The sequence below is a fragment of the Rhizobium sp. WYCCWR 11152 genome, from assembly GCF_013087615.1.
Lineage (GTDB): Bacteria > Pseudomonadota > Alphaproteobacteria > Rhizobiales > Rhizobiaceae > Rhizobium > Rhizobium indicum.
The window spans coordinates 138,347-158,185 of sequence record NZ_JABFCP010000012.1; the positions used below are offsets into that span (position 1 = coordinate 138,347).

Here is a 19,839-nt window from a genome sequence, read left to right on the forward strand (position 1 = left end):
TCCGGTTGTGCAGCCACTGCGTCTACTCTGGCGGGGTGGTGAGAAGCGACAGATAGCTTTTTGCTTTCTGCGTGAACTCGCGGTCGGTGTCGGATACGTTTCCAAGCCCCGCATGGCGAGCGTCGATCGCCGCGTGTAGGCGGTCGTTGATCCGTGGATCCGAGGCGCGCGCGTGGTCGACTAATGCGCGAATAACAGTTCTCAACGCGAAATTCTGTGCGGAGAGTGCCAGTTGCTGGCGTTCACTCGCATCTTTCTCGGTATCCTCCCGGCGTTCCTTCTTCTTCCGAAGCGCTGGTTGACCGCCGCGCTCCCTCTCCCAATGACGCGCGGCATTGCGCCCCGCATAGAGAATTTTCCATGCTGTTTCGGGATCTCCTCCCGTATTGGTTTCCGGATTGGCGCCGCACAGACGCAGGAACAGGTGACGGAGTGCGGCGTCCGCAAAGTAATCATATGGTGATCTGCCGAAACCGAGCGACTGAAGTTCATGCCCTGCAGTCTCAACGGCGCGCTCAATTGCTTCATCGACAGCGGCCAACAGGGCGTCATCTGCCTCCTGAAATCGGTAGGTTTCTTTCTCCATGCTATCCTCAAATGCTGGTGCAGCCGCGGCGCTGGCAGGTTATTCACTTCCGAAGAACATCCTGCCATTCCGGGTGACGTTCGATTTGGGCTTTGGCGAACGGGCAGAGGGGAATGATCGAGACCCCATCGCGTCGGGCATCCTCGACTGCCTGGCGTACGAGGCGCTCACCGACCTTTCGCCCCCGCAAAGCGGCAGGAACATCGGTATGGTCGATAATGATAAGTTCCTTGCCAGCTCGACTGTAGGTCATCTCTGCTTCGACGCCATCGATGACGATACGGTAAAGGCCCTTCGACGCCCCATCCTCCCGTTCAACCTGCTCGATGACCGACGAGCCCGCCTTTTCCGCAAGCTTGGCGTCAGGCAATCGAACCGCACCGCGCTGCCCATGCGTGCAGTCAAGCAGCTCGCGGTCCCACCCTCCCAGATCGGCGGCGGCTTCGTAGGTCGAGACCAGAAACTGCATCAGGGCTTCGTCAGGATCGGCCGCTGACTGCACAGCATCATAGGGCAGGATGAACTCGGACAAGCCCTCATGCCAGAACGCCGTATCAGGCCGGACTGGCGCGCTCCTAAATCCGTTTGGCGCCGGGTAAGCGTAGGCGTAGAAGGCGGGATAATCGATGCCACCTCCGCCCGGCCAAAAGCCTGCCGAGGAAACCTCGCGGTCATAGGCTTCCTGCGCCACTTGGTCCGGCAGTGCCGGAATGCCGCCGGGATGGGTTGGCGCGCGTCGTCCGGAAAACCGCGTGACGGCCAAATCGAAGCTTCCCCAGAACAGGTGAACTGGGCTGGATTTTCCGAGAAACGAAGTCCGAAACGTCTTGAATACCCCGTCTATTGCCATCAACGCTCGATGAAAGCTCCGAACGGCATCACGGTCGTAAGGCCGTTCGCGGTGGTCCTCGTCGAACGGCACAGGCTCCTGTACTTCATTTGGTTGGCCGTGGAAGTCCGGCTTGCCGCCGAGTCCGGAGATCAGACGGACGAAATTGGCATGGAATTCCGCGACGGTGGACGCCCTTAGCTCAAACGACGCCCGGCGCCCGTCGCCGCTGGTACCCACGACCGCATGATCATGAAAGTCGAACAGGATCTCGATCCCAGGACCATCAGGGATCGGGGAGGATGTCAGACCGGAAGGCGTTACGTAGAAGGTCGCGTTCCAGGAATGGTTGAGCCACGGCGTATGAGCCAGCCGATACTTGCCGACGATCTGCAGGTAAAGATGCAGGGCGGAACATGTCTCACGCCAGCTGAGGTAATCCAGGCGGGGCCATTTGTCGCTCATTTCGCTTTCTCCATGTTGTCGAACGAAGGTCGGTTCGTGCATACCGTTGTTGATCGATCAGGTATGCCAGCAATCGCCGAACCACACCGTCAGTCCGGAAGGGGGATATGCTCATCCCGGTCATCGATGGGCAGATCGAAGCGTCCCTTGCCCCAGTTCTCTGCGCGCCATTCGTCCTTGGCTTCTTCGATGCGCTCCTTTGACGAAGCGACAAAGTTCCACCAGATGTAACGTGGTCCGGAGAGCGTCGCGCCGCCGAGGATCATCAGCCTTGCACCTCTGTCACCCGCCGCGACGGTGATCTTGTCGCCGGGGCGGAACACCATCATCTGTGGTGCCTCGAACTCCTGGCCGGCGATCGATATCGAACCTTCGACGATATAGATGCCCCTGTCCTCGTGATTGTCGGGCATCGGCAGGCGAGCTGCTGCTTCGAGCATAACATCGGCGTAGAATGTCTCAGAGAGCATGGCTGCCGGCGCGGTCTTGCCGTAGGCGCTCCCGAGAATCAGTCGTACAGTAGCGCCGTGATCCTCGATTAACGGCAACGCCTCTTTGCTGTGGTGCTCGAATGTGGGTTCCACATCTTCGTGGCTTTCCGGCAGAGCAAGCCACGTCTGGATTCCGAACAAGCTGTTCGGCCCGGTTCGGGCGGTTGCCGTCGTGCGCTCCGAATGGGACACCCCGCGGCCGGCAACCATCCAGTTCAACTCGCCGGGGCGTATGATCTGGTCTGCCCCGGTACTATCGCGGTGGTGAAAGTCACCGCGATAGAGGTAGGTGACCGTCCCGAGACCGATATGCGGATGGGGCCGGACATCGATGCCCTGGCCGGTCAGGAGTTCGGCCGGCCCGGCCTGGTCGAAGAAGATGAAGGGCCCTACCATTTGCCGGTTCGGCGCCGGCAAGGCGCGCCGAACCTCGAAACCGCCAAGGTCATGGGCGCGCGGCACGATAAGGGTTTCGATCGCGTCGATACCGACCTCGTCAGGGCAACCTGGTTCGATTGCAGGATTCCAGCTCATGCGCTTCTCCTCTCCGATTGACTATTATGTGTCTCTTTAGAACGACTAGCCGACACTTATGGCACCGCGGATCTCACGCGGGATCACTAAGGCGTGGCCGCTTTCACGACTAGCTACGCTTCGCGGGGAGCTGTGTCGCAATCAGAGGAACACGCCGTCGAACCCATCAGCGCCCGACACCCCACAGATCCCGATTTTTCTCGAAGGATTCGATCAACAACTCGGAGAGGATGCGTACTTTTCGGGCTGGATGCGGGCTGGGCGGCCGCAGCACGTGGACGCCGCCCACCGGTAGCGGATAGCGGGGCATGATCGGAACGAGCGCGCCGGTTGCGATATATTCATGGGTAACGCAATCGGGGAGCCATGCAATGCCAAGGCTGGCCGCGGCAGCGCTCGCGAGCGCTGCCCCGTTGTCGGATCTGAAGCGACCCTGCGGCTGAACCGTGATGGTCTTCTCGCCATCCATGAACCGCCACGTTTCGGCACCTATCAATGCCTGATGAGCGGCGATTTCATCCGGCGTATCAGGTGAACCATGCGTTCTGATATAGTCCGGGCTCGCCACCAGCTTGCCGTAGATCTGACCAACGCGTCGTGCAATCAGGTTGGAGTCGCGCAGGACACCGACGCGGATCGCGCAATCGAACCCGTCCGCAATGAGATCTACGAAACGGTCGCTGTAGTCGGCATGGATCTGAAGCTGTGGGTGCAGTCGTGCCATCTCCGCAAGCACGGGCGCGGCGTGCACCGGGCCTGACGTCAGCGGTACGGCAACCCGCAAGCGCCCGCGAAGGTCTCCGGACGGCAATATCGTCTCGCGCGCGATGTCGATTTCGGCACAAGTTCTTGCTGCATATTCACGAAACGTGACCCCTGCTTCCGTGAGGCCAGCGCCACGTGTGGTCCGCGCAAGAAGCTGGATACCGAGTTCTGCCTCAAGGCGGATGAGGCGCCGACTGACCATCGACTTCGAGATTCCCAGTCTGCGTGCCGCAGGAGATACGCCCCCGGCATCGGCCACTTCGACAAATGTCTGCAGATCCTCGATGTTCATTCGGCGCTCCTCATTTTGCAATACGGCCTGACGCCCTGCCTATCGCGCGGCCCTGACGATCGGCGCGACTTCGGTGCCGAGAAGTTCGATCGACCTCTTCATCGCTGCCGTGTCGAGAGAGGCGGTACTCATCTGGAAGGTGATGCGCGAAACGCCGCCCAGTGTTTCACTGGCCTGCAGCATCTTGGCTGCGACGGTCTCCGGGGCGCCAACCAGGAAGGCGCCCTCAGGACCCGCCATGGCGTCGAACTGCTGGCGCGACGGCGGCGACCAGCCGCGTTCGCGACCGATCTTCGATGTCAGATGCGCCCAACCGGGGAAAAACGCATCCCTGGCTGCTGTGTCGGTCTCGCCGACGAAGGCCATGGCATGGACACCGACCTTGAGCACGTCTGGGTTATGTCCGGCGCGCTTGCCCGCTTCCCGATAGAGATCGACAAGCGGACGAAAACGCTCGAAGCTCCCGCCGATGATGGCGACCATCAGCGGAAGGCCGAGCGCGCCAGCACGCGCGAAGGATTGCGGCGTGCCGCCGACACCGACCCATATCGGGATCTGTGGCTGATGAGGACGCGGGAAAACACCTTGCCCTTTGAGCGCCGGACGGAAGCGCCCCTCCCACGTGACATTCGTCGTTTCCCCAAGCGCGAGCAATAGATCGAGCTTTTCCGCGAATAGATCGTCGTAGTCGCCTGTGTCCAGACCGAACAGCGGATAGGCCTCGACGAACGAACCTCGGCCGACGACGATTTCCGCCCGGCCCTTGGAAATCAGGTCGAGCGTCGCGAATTCCTGAAAGACCCGCACGGGGTCGGCGGCACTCAGGACCGTTACCGCACTCGTCAATCTGATCCGGTCGGTCCGGGCTGCCGCCGCGGCCAAAATGACCGTCGGAGCGGAGTCGAGGAACTCGCCGCGATGATGCTCGCCTATGCCGAAAACATCGAGCCCGACACGATCCGCGACGACGACCTCTTCGATGAGTTCAGCCATACGCGTGGTGGCCAAAGGGAGCCTGCCTGTCGTCGGGTCGGGGAGGATGGCTGCAAAACTGTCGATGCCGATTTCCATAGAAGGTCCTTGCACATTTTTGGGTCCACGTCGGCGACGCGCCGGACGTTCATCACACGCACAACCATGGCAGGCGCTTAGATATTTCGGCTTGTCTGGAAAAGGGACGACAAAGATCGGCACACTGTCCGCATTCGCGCGACGTCGCAATCTCCGCCATCCCGCCCAAGTCTCAGTGACCGCTTGTCGTCTTCGGCACCGGCGTGTTGAGCAGTTGCTGTTCCCACGCATAGGCGATGCCGCTGCCGGCGGCATGATACTTGATCACGTCGTTCAGCGCGAACGCGGTCTCGGTCCGTGCCCAGTCGCGTTGCCATTCGGCCGCCAGCGCCAGCCACGTCATCATGTTTGCACCGGCCGCGATCATGCGCTGGATGGCCACCTGATGGGCCTCGACGGAAACGGCGCCGGAGGCATCGGTGATGACCGTGACATCCCAACCTTCGCCAAGGGCCTGGATAACCGGCATCGCGACGCAGACTTCAGTCCACAGGCCAGCGATGATCAACTGCTTGCGACCCGTCGCCTTGACGGCATCGACCACTTTCTTGTCCTCCCAGGTGTTGATGAACGTACGGTCGATCACCTCCTGGCCAGGGAAAACGTCCGTGATATGCGGAAATATAAGACCGCCGCGCTCGGCGATCACGCTTGTCAGGATGGTGGGAACATTGAACACTTTGGCAGCCTTTGCCAGAGCCGTCGCGTTGTTGACGACCATCTGCGGATCATGGCTGTTCACATTGGTGAGCTGGTAAGGCTGGTGGTCGATCAGGACGACGACGGAGTCTTCGGGGCGAAGGAGCGACGCAAGGCCGTTACGAAAGGTCATGAATACATCCTATCTTTAAGTGGTGATCGCATTTCAATTGCGAGGACACATGCGCCTGATGGGCGCCAGCTACCTGCAGGACGGACCTTGTCACTCCCGTCCCCGGTGCGGTAGTGCTCAACTATGGCAAGCTGTGTCGCAGAATGGGGAACGCGGAATTGGACATCGAAGATCTACGGACCTTTGTGGAAGTTGCCGATGCAGGCGGAGTGACCTCCGCGGCACTCCGCCTCGGCATTTCCAAATCGATGGTCAGCCGGCGTCTCGTCCGACTTGAAGCCGAACTGGGTGTCCAGCTTCTGGCGCGAACGACCCGCGGGGCATCTCTTACGGAAGCCGGCACGACATTCCGGGACTCTGCCGCCAGGGTCTGTGCGGAGATCGACGTGGCCAGGGAAACCATCCTGCCCGCAGGGGACCTTCGCGGCCGTCTGCGCGTTGCTGCACCGCTCTCCTTCGGCCCAACGCATTTCGCGCCGGTGCTGGCGGACATGGCGCGGCGTCACCCCCTGATTCAGATCCAGACCTGCTATACGGACCGCTTCGTCGATCTCGTCACGGAGGGATATGACTGCGCGATCCGGGTCGGCTATCTTCAGGACTCGAACCTGATCGCGAGACGCGTCGGACCGATTTACGGAAAGCTGGTCGCGAGTCCAGGCTATATCAAAGAGCATGGTTCTCCCGGAAAGCCGGAGGACATTGCCGTCCATCAGGCGCTCATGCAGGGAACGGAAGCCTGGCAATTGATGGATGGAGACGGGATCGTCACGGTTTATCCGCGAGGGCGCTTCAAGGCTGATAACGCGATAGCCCTTACCGCTGCGGCTGTCGCAGGGCTTGGCATCGCCTGGCTCCCCGACGGCATCACCGATCAGTATGTCGCTTCCGGCGCGCTGGTTCCCGTGATGCCGCGCCATCCACCTCCGCCCGCCGGCATTTACGTCATCCGTCCGCCAGGACAGCATCCTGCCCGCAAGGTCCGTGTCCTGACGGAAATGCTGATCGAGTGCTTCGAGCAAGGTCCCGTGGCAAACGGATAGCACGCACCGTAATGGCTTTGCGGGCCAGCAGTAAGTTCCGCATGCGACCCCTGCATATCGAAGGCCGCCACTTTTTGCCCGACCGTGCGGGTGCGCACGTTCTTGCCGACCGATACCTCGGTCCCGGCTGCCGCATAGCCGACGGCCCAGGGGGATTGCTGCGGCGGCGTCGAGCGCCGATCATAGGCCTCACCCCGCCAAACAATTCTTTTCACCGTGCTTGGTATCGTTGCGGATTTGGCTTTGATAGTCTCCGCATCGGCCAAACACTGGCGCAAAAGGCGGAACGCCAACGCTCGCCACACCTCTATGCGAGCGCGCCGCCGTCCACGTTGAGGATCGTACCGGTGATCTGCCGGGCGGCAGGTGTCGCCAGGAAGGCGACCGCAGCCGCGACATCCTCCGGCTGGTTAAAGCGGCCAAGAGCGCTGAGGCTGCGCTGATAATCGGCAGATTCGCCTGTCTCCGGATTTGAGTCGGTATTTGTCGATCCCGGTTGAACGAGATTGACCGTTATGTCTCGAGGGCCGAGTTCGCGCGCCAGGCCGCGATTGAATGCCTGGAGCGCGCCTTTGGTCATATAATAGACCGTGCCGGGGACGCCAGCGATACGATCCGCTCCCGCCGATCCGATGGTTATGATACGGCTGCCTGTCTTGAGATGGGGAATGGCCGCCTTCGAAGCAAGCACCGGCCCACGTATGTTGACGGCATACAGCGCGTCGATATCCTCGACCGTGAAATCGGCGATATTGTTGTATCGCCCGATGGCAGCATTGTTGACGAGGATGTCGAGACCGCCCAGAGCGCGGGCGGCTTGGTCCACGGATCGCTGTATCGCCCCTGGATCGGCACTGTCGGCCTGGATCGCGACAGCCTTGCGCCCCTGCGCTTCGATGGCCCGGACAAGTTGCGCCGCAGCGTCCGCAGACCGCTCATAGGTCACGGCGATATTCGCACCCTTGTCGGAAAGTGCGCGAGCAATTGCCGCGCCGATACCGCGCGAGCCACCCGTAACGAGGGCATTCTTCCCAGCCAGTTCCTGCATAGTCAAAACCTTCCTGTGTCCTGTCGCCTTGACGCGCGGGTTCGAGGCGAATTCCTCTTTGCAGCGGCGATCAAAGCTTCATCCGTTGAGCCTGAAAATAGGAAGAAACAACGCCGGTACCATTCCCGATCTTCCCAGAGACTTGCCTGATCCTTCCAAATCACTACATGCTGAAGTGATGAACGATCCTGTAACACTGACCACCCGCCTTCTCGACGACGCAGCTCCATTCGTTGCCGGGCACAGGGGAACTGTTGGCCTTCCCACTCCCATTCCCCGCTTGACGCTCTGGACGAGTACGAAGGCCACACTCCCTACCCCGGCAGTGTTCGAACCCATGTTCTATGCCGTCCTGCGAGGTACCAAGGTCCTGATCATGGGTGCCAATCGCTTCGAACTGCTGGCAGGTTCCTGCGCGACATCTTCTTTCGGGCTGCCCTATATCCATCAATTGACCGGTGCGAAGCCCGACCTGCCCTATGTCGGTATCAGCCTTCATCTTGATACCGACCTGCTGACGCGCGTCATGCTCAATATGCCCAAACGCGATGATCGATGGACATGCGCAGTGGCGGCAGACCATCTTGACGGCCCGGTTGGCGACGCCTTCGCTCGTCTGGTCGGGCTGCTGGGCACGCCTGACGATATCGGCGCTCTCGCTCCCCACTACGAGTTCGAGCTCTATTATCGTCTGCTCCAGAGCGCGATGGGCGGTACGCTCCGCCAGGTCAGTCAGCGAAATAACCGCTTTCAGCAACTCAAGGCCGCAGCCGATTGGCTCGCCGCCAACCACAGCGAACCGGTTAACATCGCCGACCTGGCAGCGTCTTCCGGCATGAGCGTCACCTCATTCCATAGGCACTTCAAAGCCGTCACGGGGTTTAGCCCGCTCGCCTTTCAACGCCATATTCGGCTGCTTGAGGCCCGAAAGCTTCTTGCCTCGGGAAGCACCAATGTTTCTCGCGTCGCCTATGAGGTAGGCTATACAAGTCCATCGCAATTCAGCCGGGAGTATAAGGGAATGTTTGGCAGTACGCCCTTGGGCGACTTGCAACGCTGAATGCTGCCGTGCTTCGCGCAGAGAACCTATGAGGGCATCTGCAGGACTCGGCCCTTATCGCAAGACGTGTCGGACCAATCTACGGCAAGCTCGTCGCGAGTCCTGCCTACATCAAGGCTCAAGGCGCTCCCGGAACACCGGACGAGATTGTAAATCACCAAGTCGTTATGCGGGACGCCGAGACGTGGCAACTCATGGATGGCGACAAGATTGTCACGGTGCGTCCCCAGGGACGCTTCGAGGCTGATAACGGAATATCGCTCGTAGCGGCCGCTCTGGATGGGATCGGGGTCGCCTATCTGCCAGAACCGCTCGTCGCGGATCATATTTATTCGGGCGCACTGATTCCAATCATGACGCGTCATCCGATTCCTCCAGCCCGCATCTTCGTCGTGCGGCCGCCCGGCCAGTATCCCTCTCGAAAGTGAAAATCCTCACTGAGATCCTCATCGAACGGTTTTTAAACCGCCTGTTAACGAGGGCAGCGAACATCGACAAGGAAGACGAACGATCGGAGTAAGGTTAGCGTCAACATTTCAACGTCGACCGGCTCGCTGAAAAGTCCTTAGATGCCGTCACTCAAGCTGCAGACCCGGCTGCAATTCACTGTATTGACATATCGCTAAATCCCGATATATATGCGGTATGGATTTGCTCGAAATATTCAAAGCTCTCTCAAATCGCACCCGTCTTGAAATCGTGCAGGGTTTGAAGGATCCTGTGGAGAACTTCCCTCCGCAGGATGAAGGTGACGTTCATACAGTGGGGGTTTGCGTCAGTAGCATTCAAGAAGGCGTCGGACTGTCGCAGTCAACGGTGTCAGATTACCTTGCAACGCTGCAGCGGGCTGGCCTGATAGAAGTCAGACGCATCGGTCAATGGACTTACTACAAGCGGAACGAAGTGACTATCAGTGCTTTTGCCGAGATCATAGGGAAAGAACTGTGATCTTTTATCCTGATATATCGAGATTTCTCGATATTTCTTTTTGCCGAAACGAGGATCCACAATGAAAGCGATGACACTTAAATCTTTTGGTGGCCCGGAATCGTTCGAGCTTTGCGACGTGCCAAAGCCTGTTCCGCATGCGGGACAAGTCCTGGTGCGCGTGCATGCCACGTCGATCAACCCACTGGATTTCCAAGTTCGGCGCGGCGACTATCGCGACTTGGTACCATTGCCGGCCATTACTGGTCATGACGTATCCGGGGTTGTCGAAGCAGTCGGACCAGGCGTGACGATGTTCTCTCCAGGAGATGAAGTCTGGTACACCCCGCAAATATTTGACGGGCCAGGAAGTTATGCCGAATACCACGTTGCTGCCGAAAGCATTATCGGGAAGAAGCCTCCCTCGCTGAGTCATCTTGAGGCGGCAAGTCTGACCTTGGTTGGTGGGACGGCGTGGGAGGCCCTGGTCTCGCGTGCGGCGTTAAGAGTGGGGGAAAGCATTCTGATCCACGGCGGCGCGGGAGGGGTCGGTCATGTGGGGATCCAAGTCGCGAAAGCCATAGGGGCGAAGGTGTTCACGACCGTACGCGAAGATAACTTCGAGTTCGCACGAAGTGTTGGCGCGGACGTCGTCATCGACTACAGGAAGGAAGATTATGTCGCTGCTATCATGCGGGAAACGAGTGGCCGCGGAGTCGACGTCGTGTTTGACACCATCGGTGGCGATACGTTGTCCCGCAGCCCGGACGTGCTCGCACAACTTGGCCGCGTTGTCACGATCGTGGACATCGCGCAGCCACAGAACCTCATTGAATCATGGGGCAAGAACGCAAGTATTCACTTCGTTTTCACAAGACAAAACCGCGGCAAGCTTGATGAACTGAGCACACTGGTTGAGCGTGGCCAGCTGCGGCCGCACGTTGGCGCCGTCTATTCGCTTGCCGACATCTCGCTCGCCCATGCGCGGCTTGAAACCCCGAACAACGGTGTTCGAGGAAAAATCGCGATTGCAGTCGGGCCTTCGGCTCATCTCGCAAGTGCGGACTTTTAACCGTTGAACTCACACTAAAGGAACAGGGCGTCGGTGAACAGTCCGAGCACCGATGGACCGACAAGCACACCGGCAGCAAAGTAGCCCAGGACAGAGCCGAGGCCGAGCCGCCGAAACAGAGGCACTGCGACAACGGCCAGGTCCGATCGTCCGTCCCAAGCTCGCTTCAGCCATTCCTTCACCTCCCCAATCTCATATGCTTCGCGACCGGTGCCTGATCCGACTGGTGCGCACCGCAGCGGCCGCCAGAATGACCGCAGGCGCGGAATCAAGGAACTCTACCCGGTGATGCTCGCCGATGCCGAAGAAATCGAGGCCGACACGATCGGCGACTTCGATCTCTTCGAGGAGACCGGCCATGCGGTCGGCCGCGGAGGGAAGCGCACCGGTTGCGGAATCGGGGAAGATGGCGGCGAAACTGTGTACTCCGATGTCCATGATAAGTCCTTAGCGTTGTAGCCGGGTGCGTCTTGAACCAGGCTGCGCTCGGCTGGACCTGACGAATACGCTCATAGGGATCGAACATCGCTACGTCGGAATCGATCAATCGATACGGTTATAATACGTGGTCGGGAGGGTGACGAAGATCCGTCGCCACATCGCTGCATTTGCGCCGCCGTCTACCGTAATGGTGGTGCCGGTGATCATATTGGCGTCGGGGCTTGCCGGAAATGCAACAACGTCCGCAACTTCGCGGGGGTCCGTAAAGCGCCCGATTAGTTTTTCAAGCGCGCCGTCAGCTCGAGAAGGATGTCCCGGACGGCGAGGGCCGGCTCTGATAGAGGATTCTGGTCGGAAACGCACAGCGACAGGGTTTCTTCTATTCGCGGCGAGACGAGCCGGCAGATCAGCGGCTCACTCGATTCCGATACGATGCGGTCGGCGATGGCTTTCGGCATGATCGTCGCGCCGAGGCCGCTGCCCACCGCCCGGGCCAGCGTCCGGACGATTTCGACTTCCGCCACGACTTTCAAATTGGTGCGGGTGCGGGTGAAGGCGGTATCGACCGCGCGGCGGACGAAATTATAGGCCGGCGGCAACAGCAGCGGTATTCCGTCGAGAGTATTGACCGGAACGGGTTTCGCATCCGCTTCAATCGCAAAGTCCCGATGCGCGACAAGGAAAAACTCTTCGCTGAGGATCGGCTCGAACCGGACACCCTTGATCGGTCCGGTTCCATGGAGAAGCGCCATCTCCAGCCGGCCGTTCATGATCATCTGGCTATAGGTCTGGCCGACGCTTTCGGTGAGGTGCAGCAGGATACCGGGATGTCGTTTGCGGGTCTCCGCCAGGAGGTCGACCGACAGCGTAGCGGCACTGCTGAACGGCACCAGACCAACGGACACACGCCCGGCAAGCGAATTGCCGGCTGCCGATGCATCCGCTTGCGCCTGCTCCATCTGCCGAAGGATAATCTGCGCATGGCGATACACCGCGTGTCCCGCATCGGTCATGCTGACGCCCTGCTGGCTGCGGATCAGCAGCTTATGGCCGAAATGCTCCTCCAGTGCGGCAAGCTGCTGACTGAGCGCCGGCTGGGCGATGTGCAAAAGGTCCGCCGCTCGCGTGATGCTGCCGCTGTCGACGATCACGATGAAAGATTTAAGGCGTCTGATGTCCATGAGGATCGGGGTACCGTTCTGATCTGCGCGGCTTACATTTGCAGACACGCATTGCTTTTGCAACGCGACGCCGTCGCTGCTTTCCTCAGGCCCGGACGCAGCAAGCTGATGCCCGGCATCAGCTCTTTCTCTTCTTCTGCAGCCTGCGCCGGCTCCATAACCGTTGCTTATTGCTCCAGAGATAATCGGTCTTAGGCAAGGGGTTTAAGCTTCGCTACTGTCTCAATCAACAACAAGGGAACGACAATGCCATTCTCCGACTACAAGACCGCACTGGTGACCGGCGCATCCTCCGGTATCGGCGCTGCCGTGGTTGAGCGGCTCCGCCGGGAGAACATCGAGGTCCATGCCGTTGCCCGCAGTGCCGAAGCGCTGCAGCAGCTGGCCGCGCGGACGGGCTGCATCGCCCACGTCATCGACGTGACCGACCGTCAGGCCATGGCCGAGCTCACGCGTCGGGTGGAGTTCGATATTCTCGTCAACAATGCCGGTGTCGACCGGCCGAAGAAGTTCCTGGAAGCCGACGAGGGCGATATCGATCTCCTCGTCGACGTCAATCTCCGGGCGGTCCTGCACATCTGCCGCATGGTGGTGCCCGGCATGGTGGCGCGCGACCGCGGACATGTCATCAACATCTCGTCGATCGCCGGCGCCTACAATTTCGGCGGCAACTCGTCCTACCACGCCACCAAGGCCGGGGTGAGCATGCTGTCCAACCAGCTGCGCATCGACGCTTTCGGCAAGCGGGTACGGGTCACGGAAATCTGCCCCGGCCGGGTCGCCACTGACATTTTCAATCACGTCCACGGCGATGACCCCAGCATCCGCGAACGGTTCATCGACGGCTTCGAACTGCCGCAGGCGACCGACATCGCCGATGCGATTGCCTTCGCCATAGCGGCCCCTATCGCCGTCAACATCGGGCACATGGAGATCACGCCGACGCTGCAGGTCATGGGCGGGCTGCAAACGGCAAAGCCCCAACCTGCGGCGAAGGCCGATCAATCCGGGGAGCCAAACCCGTGAGCGGTTTCGACCTTTCGGCAATTCTCGGAAATCCGGAATATACCGCCATGCTGCTGCATGGCATCGAGATGACCTTCATCATCTATGCCGGCTCCTGGTCTATGGCGATGGCGCTGGCGCTTCTGCTGCTGGCCTTGCGTTTGTCGCCCTTTCGCTTCGGCGATCCGTTAGTTGCCGCTTACGTCTCTTACCACCGGAACGTCCCGACCCTGGTTCAGCTGATGCTGTGGTACTTCGGGATTTTCACCCTGATGCCAAGCGAAGTAGCCGAATGGCTGGCCGTCCATAATGCCGAGGCCATCTTCGCGGTGATCGGGCTCGGGCTTTGCCAGGCGGCCTATTTCAGCGAAGATCTTCGTTCCGGCGTGCGCTCGGTCAGCCCCGGCCAGATGCAGGCAGCCCGCGCGCTTGGCCACGGTTATATCTCGGCGATGCGTTTCGTCATCATGCCGCAGGGCGTGCGCAACGCCCTGCCGCCGCTCATCAATCATAGCGTCTCCCTGTTCAAGAACAGCAGTCTCGCCGTCGTCATCGGCGCCTCGGAACTGACCCATGCCGTCAAGGAAATCGAGAACCTCAGTTTCCGGACCTTCGAGATCTACCTGATCGGCACGGTTCTCTACCTTTTCTTCTCGCTCGTGATCATGAGCATCGGCGCCTATCTGTCGATGCGCACCGATCCTGCCAGGAGTGCGCGCGCATGATCCATGACATGATCGCCATCGTCCAAGACTACTGGCTTCTGCTCTTGATCGGCCAATATCCGAACGGACCGCTCGGCGGGCTCGCCAACACGCTGATCCTGTCGGCGCTCAGCATCGCTCTCGCCTTTCCGGTCAGCATCCTGTTCGCATTGGCGCGGCTCTCCAAGTCGCCGCTGCTGCGCTGGCCGGTCACCGCACTCGTCTATTTCACCCGGGGCGTGCCGCTCTTGATGCTCATCCTGTGGAGCTATTTCCTGGTTCCGCTCTTGACCGGCGCCGACGTGCCGAGCTTCGTCACCATGCTGACGACGCTCGTGGTCTATCAGAGCGCATTTCTGAGCGAAGTCGTGCGTGCCGGCATCGTCGCGCTCGGACCGGGCCAGATGGACGCCGGACGTGCGCTTGGTCACGGCTATTTAGGTGCGATGCGCTTCATCATCCTGCCGCAGGCACTCTACAACATGATCCCCAGCATCATCTCCACCTTCGTCTCGACGATCAAGGACACGACGCTCGGCTACGTGATCAATGTGCCGGACCTGACCTTTGCCGCAAGCCAGGTCAACAACCAGCTCCTGACGCAGCCTTTCCAGGTCTTCCTCATTCTGGCGATCGTCTACTTCGCCATCTGCTGGACGCTCACCTACTTCGCAAATCGCCTCGAGCGGAGCATCACGCGGCGGCGTGCGGGACTTTCCAACCTTCCTTCCGCCGCCTTGGTCGCGCCATCGAAAATCATATCGGAGCAGCCATGACCATGTCAGTTTCAGCACAGGAATTGCAGACGATCCGGCTTTCGCAAGTCTGCAAGAGCTACGGCGACTATCCGGTCCTGAAGGACATCGATGCGCAGGTGACACGCGGCGAAGTCGTGGTCATCTGCGGGCCGTCCGGTTCGGGAAAATCGACGCTGATCCGCACAATCAATCGCCTCGAGGAGATCAACAGCGGATCAATCACGCTCGACGGGCAAAACATTCACGCCGCCATGCGGGCGAAGGAACTCAACGCGTTGCGCAGCCGGATCGGCTTCGTATTTCAGAACTTCAACCTGTTTCCGCACCTTTCGGTGGTCGAAAACGTCTCGATGTCGCCGATCCGGGTGAAAGGCGTGGCGCCTGACGTTGCAGAGGACAAGGCCCTCAAGCTTCTCGATCGGGTCGGCCTTGCCGACAAGGCGCGGGCCTATCCCGGGCAACTCTCGGGCGGCCAGCAGCAACGGGTGGCAATCGCCCGCGCCCTTGCCATGGAACCGCCGGTGATGCTGTTCGACGAGCCGACCAGCGCGCTCGATCCTGAAATGGTCGGCGAAGTGCTGGCCGTCATGAAGAGCCTGGCATCCGAAGGCATGACCATGCTCTGCGTCACCCACGAAATGGGTTTCGCGCGCGACGTCGCGGATCGGGTCTGGTTCATCGATGCCGGCCAGATCCTCGAAATGGCGCCCCCCGAGGAATTCTTCAACAATCCACGCCATCCCCGGGCGCAGCGTTTCCTCGCTGATCTCAGGCATTGATACCAACCACCAAAAACAAAGGAGAACAGCAATGAACTGGAAATGCCTAACCCTCACCGTCGCATTTGCCGGCATGGCGGCCGCTGTGCCCGCAAAAGCCGATCAGCTCGACAACATCATCTCGGCGAAAACCCTGCGCTGCGCGACGTTCGCCGACGTTCCTCCCTTCGCATCACCCGATCCGAAGACCCGCGAAATGGCCGGTTTCGACGTCGACCTCTGCGGCGCGATCGCCAAGGAATTGGGCGTCAAGGCTGAGATCAAGCCGGTTTCGGTCGAGGCGCGCGTGCCCGAGGTCAAGCTCGGCCGGGTCGACATCACCGTTGCCAACCTTGCCTATACTCTGAGCCGTGCTGAGCAGATCCAGTTCAGCGATCCCTATTATCTCGCCAAGGAAATGCTGATCGTGCCGGCGGACGATGCCGGCAAGAAGAAGGCCGACTACGCAGGCCAGCGCATCGCTTCGACCAAGGGTTCGACCTCCGAGATGTCGATCAAGCTCAACAAATCCGACCCGCTGACCTTCCAGGATACCGCCTCGGCCTATCTCGCCGTTCAGCAGGGCAAGGCCCGCGGCATGGTGGCCAACACCATGACGACGACCAAGTTCGTCAATGAATCGAAGAGCAAGGGCAAGCCAATGCGGATGATCGAGGAGCCGATGCTGTATCAGCCGATCGGCATCGGCATGGCCAAGGATCAGCCGGCGCTGACCGCCAAGATCAACGAGATCCTTCGCAAGCTCGACACATCGGGCGAGATTAACAAGATCTGGGACAAGTGGCTCGGCCCGGATACCGAATACAAGATGACGCGCACCGACAAGGTCGTATCGCTCTCGGAGCTGAAGTTCGACCCGATCCCTTAAGACCTCGGTGTCTTCCGATGACGATATCCAAACGAAATCAGACGGCGGGACATGCCCGCCGTCAGCCAAAAATGGGAGGCATCCATGATCCATATTAAAGATATTGCCGAACGGCCAAGCAAAGCCGATATCGACGCCGTTTCCAAATTTTCGCCAGCGACGATCCATGAAGCCCAAGGGCGCCGCGGAGCGCTTTCCTCCCGTCTGAAGCCCGTCGACTACCGCATGACACTCTGCGGTCCGGCCTTCACAGTGAAGTGCGCGCCGCGTGACAACATCATGCTGCAACTCGCCATCAATTACGCAAAGCCGGGCGATATCATCGTCGTATCGGCGGGCGAATACGAAGAGGCCGGATCCTTCGGGGACGTCCTCGCCAATGCCTGCCTGGCAAAGGGCATCGGCGGTCTCGTGACCGACACCGGTGTGCGCGATACGCTGCAACTGAGGGAGCTTGGCTTTCCGGTCTTCTCGCTCAGCGTCTGCATCAAGGGGACAGTGAAGGAAACCATCGCGGCGGTGAACGACACGATCATCGTCGGCGGCGAAATCATTCATCCCGGCGACATCATCGCCGGCGATGCCGACGGCCTGGTGATCGTGCGCCGCCAGGAAGCGCAGGAAGTCGCCAGGCTGTCACAGGCCCGCGAAGATGCCGAGGCCGGCTATATCGCGGCATATAAGCAGGGCAAATCGGTCATCGAGGTCAGCAATCTCGAACCGGTGCTGAAAGCCAAGGGCCTCGTCGTCGACATCTGACGCGACAGCGCAATGGCTATCAGCCCTGCCACTTTATAAGGCGGCTGGCCTTTTCGGCCAGCCGCCTTATGCAAACCGGGCGGTTCAAACGCTTTCGGGCGTAATCGTTTCGAAGGGAACCACGCGCTGAAGGATGGTTGTGCTGTCGCGGTGTTCCAGCGCGGCGATCATCGTGGCGATCAATTCGTCCGATATCTGATCGAGCGGATGGCACAATGCCGCCATGATCAGGCCTTCCGTCAAGCCCTTGCGCGTTTCCGGGCCGATGTCGCGGCAGACGACCCTGACCTTATCTCGCTTTTCGACAGGGGCTTCGCGAAGAGCGCGCAGCACACCGGAAATCCCCCCTCCGACAATGAAAATGCCTCTGAGGTCATCGAGTTCGGAGAGCAGCTGGCTGACGATCCGATAGGCTTCCTGCGGCTCCTCATGTGTCGGTCTGCTGTCATCCACCTGAAGATGGGGTGCATGCTCGCGCATATAGGATCGAAAGCTCGCATCGGAGACATCTTGGCACTGATAACGATGATTGCCGATGAAGACGGCGATCCGGCCCGGCATCGGCGTGGTCTGAGCCAGAAACCATGCGGCGGTCCGCCCGAGTTTCCAGTTGTCGGTGCCGACGAAGCCGGCGCGATCCCGGGCGGACTGATCGGTTATGTATGCAACGACAGGCTTTCCCCTCTCCTTGAGGGATTGGATGGTCTGCCCGATCAACGGGTGGTCGCCAGCAATGACAGCAACTGCATCACAGCGTTTGCCAAGCGCTTCGAGACGATCGGCAATATTTTGTGGCTCGAGGACATCGACGAAATCGACCACAGCCACGACTTTCTCGTGCTGGCGTCTCGCGGCCGCCTCCGTGATCTTGGAGCCGAACAGCCGGTAGAGCTCACGGCTCGACTGCTGGAGAAGAAAGCCGAAACGATAATTCGGCTGGAGCCGCTGCCGGCGGTCCTCGATCACGCCGCGGCCATAAAATCCAATCTCTTCCGCGGCATTTTGCACCCTCTCGATCGTTTCCGCACGCACTGCGCCGGTACCTCCGAGGATGCGGTTGACCGTGGCGATGCTGACGCCGGACGCCTGGGCAAGATCGGCAATGGTCGGTCTCTTCATGATATATTTCATTCCATTTTTGGATGAAATGAAATGATACATTAATTTCATCAAAACGCAATAAGCATTCCATTTTCAGCGGTCGGTTGATACAAATATTCCAGCGAGTTGGGAGCCTTGCTTTGAGGAATTGTTACTCTCGACCGCCTTTTTGGGAGGAAATCACATGAGTTTTTCAATGCGCGCCGTACGCGGGCTGCTGGCTGGCGCTGTTTTCGTTCTTGGCGCTTCTTCTGTCATGGCAGCGAATATTGCTGTCGTCGGCGGCAAGACCGATGACGAATTCTGGAGCCGTATCAAGAAAGGCGTCGATGACGCCCGGCTCGTCGTCGAGAAGAACGGCGGCTCCGTCAGCTATCTGCAGCTGCAGACCTATGACAATCTCGGGCCTGACGCCGCCCAGCTCGTCCGCACGGCCATCAGCCAGGGCGTGACCGGCATCGTGGTGCCCGACTGGGTGCCCGAGGCCGAGGACGAGGCCATCAAGGCTGCCGTCGCCGCGGGCATCAAAGTCATTCTCATGAATGCCGGCAGCATCGACAAAGCTCGTGAGCTTGGCGCGATCAACTATGTCGGCTCGGATGAATACACGGCCGGCAAGGCAGGCGGCGAATATTTCGCGTCCAAGGGTGCGAAAAATGTCATTTGCGTCAATACGCTCCCGGGTGCGGCAAACCAGGAGGCCCGTTGCAAGGGCGTCATCGACGGCATCACCGGAAAGGGCGGCACTGGCAAGCAGCTGCCATTGCCGGCGACCAGCTTCGGCGATCAGACGGCAATCGCCGAGGCCGTCAAGGCGACACTGCTCCAGGACGACACCATCGACGGCGTCCTCAATGTCGGCGCTTCCGACGCCGATGCGGCTGCAAGCGGGATCGTTCAGGCGAACAAGGGCGGCAAGGTCGCGCATGGCACCTTCGACCTGAATGCCTCGGGGCTTGCCCGCATCAAGGATGGTTCGCAGACCTTTGCAATCGACCAGCAACCTTACCTGCAGTCGCTGCTGGGGGTCTCGCTTCTCGCCGCGCATATCGACTACGGCACCAACCTGCCGACCGCACCGGTGCTGACAGGCCCGGGCATCGTCGATGCGTCGAACATCGACGCCACCCTGGCCGGCGTCAAGGAAGGCGCTCGCTGATCGTTCGAAACGGGCTCCGGCCCGCGGGATATCCGCGGGTCGAAGTTTATCGAGCGTGCGGACCACCGC

Annotated in this window: 20 protein-coding genes and 3 pseudogenes; 12 read left to right on the plus strand and 11 right to left on the minus strand. The window is 60.0% G+C overall.

What is annotated here, in order from left to right; all coding sequences use genetic code 11:
- Window positions 1-22: 22 nt before the first annotated feature.
- The 6 genes from G9X67_RS26100 to G9X67_RS26125 form a co-directional block, all read right to left on the minus strand.
- On the minus strand, window positions 23-586 hold the full coding sequence (locus tag G9X67_RS26100; RefSeq protein WP_171600015.1) for a hypothetical protein: 564 nt from the start codon (window positions 584-586) through the stop codon (window positions 23-25).
- A 43-nt stretch (window positions 587-629) separates the two neighbouring features.
- Complete coding sequence (locus G9X67_RS26105; protein WP_171600094.1) at window positions 630-1,880, minus strand: DUF5996 family protein; 1,251 nt, start codon at window positions 1,878-1,880, stop codon at window positions 630-632.
- An 89-nt stretch (window positions 1,881-1,969) separates the two neighbouring features.
- The gene (locus tag G9X67_RS26110) at window positions 1,970-2,905 is read right to left on the minus strand and encodes a pirin family protein (protein WP_171600016.1); all 936 of its coding nucleotides are present in this window, start codon (window positions 2,903-2,905) and stop codon (window positions 1,970-1,972) included.
- Window positions 2,906-3,071: 166 nt separating this feature from the next.
- Window positions 3,072-3,962 carry a LysR family transcriptional regulator gene (locus G9X67_RS26115; RefSeq protein ID WP_171600017.1) on the minus strand — a complete coding sequence of 297 codons (891 nt, stop codon included), beginning with the start codon at window positions 3,960-3,962 and terminating at the stop codon, window positions 3,072-3,074.
- A 39-nt stretch (window positions 3,963-4,001) separates the two neighbouring features.
- Window positions 4,002-5,033: an LLM class flavin-dependent oxidoreductase gene (locus tag G9X67_RS26120; protein ID WP_171600018.1), complete on the minus strand. Its 1,032-nt coding sequence runs from the start codon at window positions 5,031-5,033 to the stop codon at window positions 4,002-4,004.
- Between the two features lie 172 nt (window positions 5,034-5,205).
- Window positions 5,206-5,865 carry a hydrolase gene (locus G9X67_RS26125; protein ID WP_171600019.1) on the minus strand — a complete coding sequence of 220 codons (660 nt, stop codon included), beginning with the start codon at window positions 5,863-5,865 and terminating at the stop codon, window positions 5,206-5,208.
- Window positions 5,866-6,023: 158 nt separating this feature from the next.
- On the opposite strand from G9X67_RS26125, the gene G9X67_RS26130 reads away from it, so the two are divergent.
- Entirely contained in the window at window positions 6,024-6,908 is an 885-nt protein-coding gene (locus G9X67_RS26130; RefSeq protein WP_171600020.1) for a LysR family transcriptional regulator, read from the plus strand.
- 307 nt (window positions 6,909-7,215) lie between these two features.
- Here G9X67_RS26130 and G9X67_RS26135 read toward each other — a convergent pair whose 3' ends face one another.
- Complete coding sequence (locus G9X67_RS26135) at window positions 7,216-7,956, minus strand: SDR family oxidoreductase (protein WP_171600021.1); 741 nt, start codon at window positions 7,954-7,956, stop codon at window positions 7,216-7,218.
- 178 nt (window positions 7,957-8,134) lie between these two features.
- On the opposite strand from G9X67_RS26135, the gene G9X67_RS26140 reads away from it, so the two are divergent.
- From G9X67_RS26140 to G9X67_RS26155, 4 genes and pseudogenes are all read left to right on the plus strand, one after another.
- Window positions 8,135-9,016 (plus strand): AraC family transcriptional regulator, encoded by an 882-nt coding sequence (locus G9X67_RS26140; RefSeq protein ID WP_171600095.1) that lies wholly within the window; start codon window positions 8,135-8,137, stop codon window positions 9,014-9,016.
- A gap of 32 nt (window positions 9,017-9,048) precedes the next feature.
- Window positions 9,049-9,536: pseudogene (locus G9X67_RS26145) on the plus strand (substrate binding domain-containing protein); the annotation flags it as partial.
- 125 nt (window positions 9,537-9,661) lie between these two features.
- Entirely contained in the window at window positions 9,662-9,964 is a 303-nt protein-coding gene (locus G9X67_RS26150; RefSeq protein ID WP_171600022.1) for a metalloregulator ArsR/SmtB family transcription factor, read from the plus strand.
- 61 nt (window positions 9,965-10,025) lie between these two features.
- The gene (locus G9X67_RS26155) at window positions 10,026-11,015 is read left to right on the plus strand and encodes a zinc-dependent alcohol dehydrogenase family protein (protein ID WP_171600023.1); all 990 of its coding nucleotides are present in this window, start codon (window positions 10,026-10,028) and stop codon (window positions 11,013-11,015) included.
- A gap of 213 nt (window positions 11,016-11,228) precedes the next feature.
- On the opposite strand, the pseudogene G9X67_RS26160 reads toward G9X67_RS26155, so the two are convergent.
- The 3 genes and pseudogenes from G9X67_RS26160 to nac form a co-directional block, all read right to left on the minus strand.
- A pseudogene (locus tag G9X67_RS26160) lies at window positions 11,229-11,453 on the minus strand (LLM class flavin-dependent oxidoreductase); the annotation flags it as partial.
- A gap of 165 nt (window positions 11,454-11,618) precedes the next feature.
- Window positions 11,619-11,732 (minus strand): annotated as a pseudogene (locus tag G9X67_RS26165) (SDR family oxidoreductase); the annotation flags it as partial.
- Window positions 11,732-12,637, minus strand: a complete 906-nt coding sequence (nac, locus tag G9X67_RS26170; RefSeq protein ID WP_171600026.1) for a nitrogen assimilation transcriptional regulator NAC — start codon at window positions 12,635-12,637, stop codon at window positions 11,732-11,734. The pseudogene G9X67_RS26165 and the gene nac, both read right to left, overlap by 1 nt.
- 246 nt (window positions 12,638-12,883) lie before the next feature.
- On the opposite strand from nac, the gene G9X67_RS26175 reads away from it, so the two are divergent.
- The 6 genes from G9X67_RS26175 to G9X67_RS26200 all read left to right on the plus strand — a co-directional run bounded on the left by G9X67_RS26175 (window position 12,884) and on the right by G9X67_RS26200 (window position 17,510).
- On the plus strand, window positions 12,884-13,663 hold the full coding sequence (locus G9X67_RS26175; RefSeq protein ID WP_171600027.1) for an SDR family oxidoreductase: 780 nt from the start codon (window positions 12,884-12,886) through the stop codon (window positions 13,661-13,663).
- Window positions 13,660-14,367: an ABC transporter permease subunit gene (locus tag G9X67_RS26180; RefSeq protein ID WP_171600028.1), complete on the plus strand. Its 708-nt coding sequence runs from the start codon at window positions 13,660-13,662 to the stop codon at window positions 14,365-14,367. Before G9X67_RS26175 ends, G9X67_RS26180 begins: the two co-directional genes overlap by 4 nt.
- Window positions 14,364-15,122, plus strand: a complete 759-nt coding sequence (locus tag G9X67_RS26185; protein ID WP_138334726.1) for an amino acid ABC transporter permease — start codon at window positions 14,364-14,366, stop codon at window positions 15,120-15,122. The genes G9X67_RS26180 and G9X67_RS26185 overlap by 4 nt, the downstream gene beginning before the upstream one ends.
- On the plus strand, window positions 15,119-15,883 hold the full coding sequence (locus G9X67_RS26190; protein ID WP_138334725.1) for an amino acid ABC transporter ATP-binding protein: 765 nt from the start codon (window positions 15,119-15,121) through the stop codon (window positions 15,881-15,883). The genes G9X67_RS26185 and G9X67_RS26190 overlap by 4 nt, the downstream gene beginning before the upstream one ends.
- Before the next feature lie 31 nt (window positions 15,884-15,914).
- Window positions 15,915-16,751: an ABC transporter substrate-binding protein gene (locus G9X67_RS26195; protein WP_047620532.1), complete on the plus strand. Its 837-nt coding sequence runs from the start codon at window positions 15,915-15,917 to the stop codon at window positions 16,749-16,751.
- 84 nt (window positions 16,752-16,835) lie between these two features.
- Window positions 16,836-17,510, plus strand: coding sequence for a 4-carboxy-4-hydroxy-2-oxoadipate aldolase/oxaloacetate decarboxylase (locus tag G9X67_RS26200; protein WP_171600029.1), 675 nt, complete (start codon window positions 16,836-16,838; stop codon window positions 17,508-17,510).
- Between the two features lie 84 nt (window positions 17,511-17,594).
- Here G9X67_RS26200 and G9X67_RS26205 read toward each other — a convergent pair whose 3' ends face one another.
- Window positions 17,595-18,632, minus strand: coding sequence for a LacI family DNA-binding transcriptional regulator (locus G9X67_RS26205; protein WP_171600096.1), 1,038 nt, complete (start codon window positions 18,630-18,632; stop codon window positions 17,595-17,597).
- A 163-nt stretch (window positions 18,633-18,795) separates the two neighbouring features.
- On the opposite strand from G9X67_RS26205, the gene G9X67_RS26210 reads away from it, so the two are divergent.
- Complete coding sequence (locus G9X67_RS26210) at window positions 18,796-19,770, plus strand: substrate-binding domain-containing protein (RefSeq protein ID WP_138334724.1); 975 nt, start codon at window positions 18,796-18,798, stop codon at window positions 19,768-19,770.
- Window positions 19,771-19,839: the final 69 nt, after the last annotated feature.